Genomic DNA, 6,223 nt, shown 5'->3' with positions numbered 1-6,223 from the left:
GCTCGATCCGCACGATCCGGAACCGCCGCCCGCCCGCCGCGACCTCGTCGGCGGCCTCGTCCTGCAGCGTCCGCGCCGCGGCGGCCAGCCGCCGCGTCTGCGCGACATTCGGCGCCGTGGCCGCCTGGTCCTCCAGGTGGACGGCGAGGAGCTCGCGCGCGCCCTGCGGCAGCGGGTCGCACGGGCACACGATCTGCCAGCCGCCCGGGACCTGCTCCGCGGCGGTGAACAGCGCGCCCAGGAGCACCAGCTCCGGGTATGCGGACACGGCGCGGCAGGCATCCGCCAGCATCACCGCGGCGACCGGGTCGACGCCGTCCAGATCCTCCGGGAACAGCCGCCCCCCGGCGTCATCGCCCGTAGTCATGCCGGACATCATCCACGCCGTGCCCGCCCCGGGCCAGTGGTTCATACCAATTTGTTACCGGCCTGTATATGTTCGCCAGCGTTCCGCCTCCGCATGGGCATGACCAGGCCCACCAGGCTCGCCGCCAGCAGCGCGAGACCGGCGAGCGCGACGGGGCCGAGCCGCTCGTCCAGCAGGACCATGCCGAGCACCGCGGCCACCGCCGGCTCGGCCAGCGTCAGCGTCGTCGCGGTCGTGGCGGGCGTCGTGCGCAGCCCCCGCGCGAACAGCAGGTAGCCGCCGCCCGTGGTGACCACGCCGAGGTAGAGCGCGATCAGCGCGCCCTGCCCGGTGGCCAGCCACCCCGCCGGCCCGGCGATCAGGACGGGGATCAGCGGGACGGCCGCCGTCCCGAACAGCGCCCCGGCGACGGCCCGGTCCTCCTCGCCGCGTGTGATGAGGACGGACGCGACCGTCGCGTACACCGCGTACGCCAGCCCGGACAGCAGCGCCAGCGCGATCCCCAGGGGCTCGGCGCCCGCGTCCTCGCCGCCGCCGGCGAGCCCGCTGCCGATGAGCAGGGCGCAGCCCGCGACGGCCCCGGCGGTCGCCAGCGCCCACCGGCGGGCCGGCGCCGACCGCCGGGTCGCGAGCCCGATCACGCCGGTGAACGCGGGCGCGCTGCCGATCGTGACGACGGTGGCGACCGCGACCCCGGTGCGCCCGGCGGCCACGAAGAACGCGGCCTGGTACACGGCGATCGTGACCGCGCCCAGGCCGACGAGGGGCCAGTTGCGGCGGTCGCGGAACAGGTGGCGGAGCCCGGCACCGCGCCGGGACGCCGCGGCGAAGCCGAGCAGGATCAGGCCGCCGATGATGATGCGGATCGCGGCGACCGACAGCGCGGACGACCCGTCCGCGAAGGTGCGGACGGTCCCGGTCGTCCCCCAGAGGGACGCCGCGACCAGAATGTCGGCGCCGCCGCCGCGCGCCCGGACGCGGGCGGAGGAGTTCTTGCCGGAAGCATGCCGGACGGAGGTGTGCTGTGCCACGGGAGAGGCTCCTGACCTCGAATCGGACGAAGATGATCCGGATTCGGGGCGCAGGAGGACACGGCCGGGCGCATCCGGCGCCGGGCCGTGTCAGGACTCGGTCAGCGAGTGCGGTCGCCGCGCCCCGTCAGGAGCGCGGCGGTCCGCAGTTCGAGGTCCAGTAAGCCATGGACCGCACGATATCCGATACGGCCGGTCCGGCCGATCAGGCGGGGACGGCGTCCGGGTCCTGCGCCTGGGTGAGGCTGCGGCCGACGATGGGCGGCAAATCCCGGACGAGCTTGGCCAGCTCGCGCAGATCGCCGTCCACCAGGGCCTGCGGGCCGTCGCACAGCGCCGTCTCGGGATGCGGGTGCACGTCGATGATCACCCCGTCGGCGCCGACCGCGATCGCGGCGCGGGTCAGCGGCAGCACGAGGTCGTGGCTGCCGCCCGAGTGCGACGGGTCCACGATCACCGGCAGGTGGGAGAGGCGCTGCGCCACCGGCACCGCGGAGATGTCCAGGGTGTTGCGGGTCGCCTTCTCGAAGGTGCGGATGCCGCGCTCGCACAGCACGATGTCGAGGTTGCCGCGCTGCGCGACGTACTCGGCGGCCATCAGCCACTCCTCGATCGTCCCGCTCATGCCGCGCTTCAGCATGACCGGCTTGCCGGCCTCGCCCGCCGCCTGCAGCAGCGCGAAGTTCTGCGCGTTGCGGGTGCCGATCTGCAGCATGTCGGCGTAGGACGCGACGAGCTCGACGTCGGCGGCGTCCACCACCTCGGTGACGATCGGCATGCCCGTCTCCGCCCGCACGTCCGCGAGGATGCGCAGGCCCGCCTCGCCGAGGCCCTGGAACGCGTACGGGGACGTCCGCGGCTTGAACGCGCCGCCGCGCAGCAGCGTCGCGCCCGCGGCCTGCGCCATCTGCGCGGCGCCGAGGGTCTGCTCGGCCGTCTCGACCGCGCACGGGCCGGCGATCAGCGTCATGGTCCCGGGACCGATCGGCACGCCGCCGACCCGGACGACCGAGCGCTCGCCGTGGTTCTCGCGGCTCACCAGCTTGTGCGGCGCGGAGATCCGGATCACGTCGCTGACGCCGCGCATCCCGCGCAGGTTCAGCGTCCCGAACTGCTGGACATCGCCGACGAGCCCGACGATGGTCCGCTCCACGCCGCGGCTGACGAAGGCCTCGCCCCCCGCCGTCTCGACCAGCGAGACGACGGCCTCGATATCCGCTTCGTTGGCCTCCGGGGCCATGACGACGACCATTGCTGCTGCCTCTCTCCTTCGCCCGGGATCCACGGTGGATCCCCGGAACGACCCTTGAAACGACGAGAGCCCCGGGCCAGGCGGCCCGGGGCTCTCGACATGTGGTCTGTCAGCGCAGCGTCTGGCAGACCAGCCGCCCGGGCTGGTCGAACCAAAAGAAATACACGACGTTGCGCACGGGCCCAGCTTAACGGGTCCCGCCGGGTGCGCCGTCGCGCGGACCCCGGATATGGCTCACCTCACTCCGGATGGCAGGATGGCCGCGTCATGTCCCAGCCCGAGCAGTCCGCACCGGAGCCGCGCGACCTTCCGCCCGGCCAGTACGTCCCCCGGGGCTGGCCCGTCCTGCACTACGGACCGGTACCGAAGTTCCGGCCGAAGGACTGGGACTTCCGCGTCTTCGGCGCCACCGCGTCCGGCGAGCAGTACCGCTGGACCTGGGACGAGTTCGACGCGCTCCCGACGACCACGGCCGTCGCCGACTTCCACTGCGTGACGAAGTTCACGATCCCGGACAACGAGTGGACGGGTGTCTCCGGCGCGGCGATCGTGGAGCTGGCGCCGCCCGCGCCGGACGTCACGCACGTGATGGTCTGGGCCGAGTACGGCTACAGCGCCAACATCCGGATGAGCGACTTCCTCGCCGACGGGACGATGTTCGCCACCCACCGCGACGGCGAGCGCATCAGCCCCGACCACGGCTTCCCGATCCGGATCGTCGTCCCGCATCTGTACGCGTGGAAGAGCGTGAAGTGGGTGCGGGGGGTCGAGTACCTGGTGAAGGACCGGCGCGGCTTCTGGGAGGAGCGCGGCTACCACAACGTCGCCGATCCGTGGCGGGAACAGCGGTACTCGTACCAGGAGGACGAGGGCGAGTCGCCGCCCCCGTGAGCTGTCGGAAGGGCCATGACCCCCTGTGGCGTGGCCCATCCGAGACCTTCGTAAATGGGCAACACACCGCCTCGCACGGTCGGCAGACGTTACCGTACGTTGTCATGGTTCTACCGTCCGTCGCGGACGTCGTCGCGTGCGCCACGGCCGCCGGTGCCGCCGGCGTCGCCGCGGGAGCCTGGGCGCTGCTCCGCGGGCGCGGCCTCCCGCTCGGCGCCGCCCGCCGCCTCCCGCGCGGCCTGCCCCGCGGGGCCGCGCGCGGTCTCGTGCGCGGTCCTGCGCGCGGCGATTCAGGCGAACTGGCGCGCGGCCTTCCACGTGGCCTCCCGCGTGGCCTTCCCGCCGGGTTAGCGCGCCGTCTTCAGCGCGGGCTGCCGCGTGGCATGCCCGCCGACGCGGCCGAGCAGGCGGCGTTCGCGACCCTGCACGTGATCGCGCGCGCGACGCCGCCCCTGCGCGCCGGGCTGACCGAGGACTCCGCCCGCAAGGCCGTCCGGCGGCTCAGATCGCTGCTGGGCGCCGAGGCGGTCGCGCTGGTCGCGGTGCTGCCCCCGCCCGACGACGACCTCGACGACCTCGACGACGACGTCGGCCGGCAGAGCGTCCCGGCCGCGCCCCGGCTGCTGGCATGGGACGGCGCGGCCCGCGACGCCCACGCGGGCGACGCCGTCCACGACGCCCTGCCGGTGCTGTCCTCCGGCCGCCCGCGCGTGATCGCCCCCGAGCTGATGGGCTGCCGCGACCCGCGGTGCCCCGTCCAGGTGGCGATGGTCGCCCCGCTCACCGTCGAGGGACGCGTCGAGGGCGCGCTGACCGTGTACTGGCGGAGCCCGTCGACCGCGCGGGTCCGGGCCGTCGGCGAGGCGGCCCGGCTGGTCACCGGCCAGCTCGAGCTCGCCGGGCTGGACAACGCCCGCATCCGGCTCGCCGAGGCCGAGATGCGGGCCCTGCGCGCGCAGATATCCCCGCACTTCGTCTACAACTCGCTGACGACGATCGCCTCGTTCGTCCGCACCGACCCCGAACGCGCCCGCGCGCTGCTGCTCGACTTCGCCGACTTCGCCCGCTACTCCTTCCGCAACCCCCGCGACTTCACCACCCTCGCCGACGAGCTGCGTTCCATCGACCGCTACCTGCTGCTGGAACGGGCCAGGTTCGGCGAGCGGCTCCAGTTCCGCGTCGACATCGCGCCCGAGGTGCTGCCGGTCGCGGTGCCGTTCCTCGCGCTGCAGCCGCTGGTCGAGAACGCGATCCGGCACGGCATGGAGGGCGCGGGCAAGGCGTTCCACATCTCGATCGTCGCGCGCGACTCGGGCGCCGAGGCGGCGATCAGCGTCGAGGACGACGGTGTCGGCATGGACCCCGAACGCCTCCAGGAGATCCTTTCCGCGCCGCTCGGCAGGCCGGGCCCGACCGGCTGGGGGAGCGTCGCGGCCCGCGCGCGGCGCCCCGGCGGCGACGCCGGCATCGGTCTCGCCAACGTCGACGAGCGCATGCGACAGGTCTACGGGGACGAGTACGGGCTGACCGTCGAGACCGCGCTCGGCGCCGGAACCAAGGTCAATTTGCGCGTCCCGAAGTACCGGCCGGGGGTGTTTCCGGACTGAGCCGCGCCGCCGCGACACGCCACTCACTTTTCGGAACCGATTGCGGACAGACGGTAATCGCGGCAAAGTCGCCCTCATGCTGCACGTCCTGGCCGTCGACGATGAACGTCCCGCGCTTGAGGAGCTGACCTATCTGCTCCGCAAGGACCCGCGGGTCGGCCGGGTCAGCTGCGCGGGCGACGCCTCGTCCGCGCTGCGCGACCTGAGCAGGATGCTCGTCGAGGGTGACCACCTCGACGCGGTGTTCATGGACATCCGCATGCCCGGGCTCGACGGGCTCGACTTCACCCGCCTGCTCACCGGCTTCGCCGCGCCGCCGCACGTCGTGTTCGTCACCGCGCACGACGACTGCGCCGTCACCGCCTTCGAGCTCGGCGCGCTCGACTACCTGCTGAAGCCCGTCCGCCCCGAGCGGCTCGCCGAGTCGGTGCGGCGCGTCGCCGGGGCCGTGGACCGGCCCGCCCCCGCCCCGGCCGCGGAGGGCGCCCGCGACCCCGAGGACGAGATGATCCCCGTCGAGCTCGGCGGCCGCACCCGGCTCGTCTCCCGGCGCGCGGTCACCCATGTCGAGGCGCAGGGCGACTACGTGCGGCTGCACACCGCCGACGGCGGATACCTCGTCCGCATGCCGCTGTCGGCGCTCACCAAGCGGTGGGAGGCGGCCGGGTTCATCCGGATCCACCGCAGCACCCTGGTCGCGTCCGCGCACATCACCGAGGTGCGGTTCGACGGGGGCCGCGCCGCCGTCCAGATCGGGGACGAGCTGCTGCAGGTCAGCCGGCGCCACACCCGCGAGGTGCGGGACCGGCTCGTCCGCAAGTTCCACCACCCGGACGGCAACGGCACCGGCGGCAACCGTGCCGGCGACGACTCTGCGGGTGGCGACGCCCCCGCGGGAGGCGGCGGCGATGAACGGTGAACGCCGGGTGACGGTGTCCGGCGCCGCGACCGCCCGCGCGCGGACCCACCCGGACGACGCCGAACCGCCGTCCGGAACCCGTCCCGCCGAACGCTCCTCCGCCGAGGGGCCGCAGGCGCAGGGAACCGACCCGGCCGACCCCGATCCCCTCCATAC

Annotated in this window: 6 protein-coding genes; 3 read left to right on the top strand and 3 right to left on the bottom strand. The window is 74.0% G+C overall.

Features of this window, described 5'->3' with window-relative positions:
• The 3 genes from E1264_RS38890 to aroF all read right to left on the bottom strand — a co-directional run.
• On the bottom strand, nucleotides 1-367 hold a 367-nt coding region (locus tag E1264_RS38890; RefSeq protein ID WP_207936820.1), incomplete at its 3' end, for a DUF5954 family protein.
• A 41-nt stretch (nucleotides 368-408) separates the two neighbouring features.
• The gene (locus E1264_RS38885) at nucleotides 409-1,398 is read right to left on the bottom strand and encodes an EamA family transporter (protein WP_132181969.1); all 990 of its coding nucleotides are present in this window, start codon (nucleotides 1,396-1,398) and stop codon (nucleotides 409-411) included.
• Nucleotides 1,399-1,603: 205 nt separating this feature from the next.
• Entirely contained in the window at nucleotides 1,604-2,650 is a 1,047-nt protein-coding gene (aroF, locus tag E1264_RS38880; RefSeq protein ID WP_132181967.1) for a 3-deoxy-7-phosphoheptulonate synthase, read from the bottom strand.
• 267 nt (nucleotides 2,651-2,917) lie between these two features.
• On the opposite strand from aroF, the gene E1264_RS38875 reads away from it, so the two are divergent.
• The 3 genes from E1264_RS38875 (at nucleotide 2,918) to E1264_RS38865 (ending at nucleotide 6,067) form a co-directional block, all read left to right on the top strand.
• A complete protein-coding gene (locus tag E1264_RS38875) occupies nucleotides 2,918-3,541 on the top strand; it encodes a sulfite oxidase-like oxidoreductase (RefSeq protein ID WP_132181965.1) in 624 nt (207 codons plus the stop codon).
• A 104-nt stretch (nucleotides 3,542-3,645) separates the two neighbouring features.
• Entirely contained in the window at nucleotides 3,646-5,148 is a 1,503-nt protein-coding gene (locus E1264_RS38870; protein WP_243711438.1) for a histidine kinase, read from the top strand.
• Between the two features lie 76 nt (nucleotides 5,149-5,224).
• Nucleotides 5,225-6,067, top strand: coding sequence for a LytTR family DNA-binding domain-containing protein (locus tag E1264_RS38865; RefSeq protein WP_132181963.1), 843 nt, complete (start codon nucleotides 5,225-5,227; stop codon nucleotides 6,065-6,067).
• Nucleotides 6,068-6,223 lie beyond the last annotated feature (156 nt).

It is taken from the genome of Actinomadura sp. KC216, from assembly GCF_004348535.1.
In the GTDB taxonomy this organism is placed as follows: domain Bacteria; phylum Actinomycetota; class Actinomycetes; order Streptosporangiales; family Streptosporangiaceae; genus Spirillospora.
The sequence above is the reverse complement of the archived record's forward strand: the minus strand, read 5'-3'. Positions and strand labels throughout refer to the sequence as shown.